At 69.1% G+C, this 288-nt stretch carries 1 protein-coding gene; it reads right to left on the reverse strand.

Annotated elements, in window-relative coordinates:
- Positions 1 to 231: hypothetical protein (locus tag G4L39_RS13595; RefSeq protein ID WP_205881024.1), on the reverse strand; the 231-nt coding region annotated here is incomplete at its 3' end.
- Positions 232 to 288 lie beyond the last annotated feature (57 nt).

The following is a 288-nucleotide window of genomic DNA, read 5'->3' on the forward strand; positions in this document are numbered from 1 at the left end:
AGGCTCCCATGCGTACTCGGCCCCGTGCCCGGAATCATCGGCCACGCTCATCAGCCGATCGCCCCCGCCCCAGCTGTAGTTCACCCGGCTCAGCAGCGTGCCGCCGCGCCAGACCTCCTGCGCCAGCCGCCGGCCCAACGCGTCAACCACGTTGGTCACCCGCACCCCGTCCAGCTCACCCCCCACCCACTGCTCGCTAATCAGTTCCCCGGCCGTCGTCCACCTCGCCAACGCTCCGCTCCCGCACACCAACCGGCCCGTTACGGCTTTTCCAAAGAAAACACCGGC

This window comes from Limisphaera ngatamarikiensis (genome assembly GCF_011044775.1).
GTDB classification, from domain to species: Bacteria; Verrucomicrobiota; Verrucomicrobiia; order Limisphaerales; family Limisphaeraceae; genus Limisphaera; species Limisphaera ngatamarikiensis.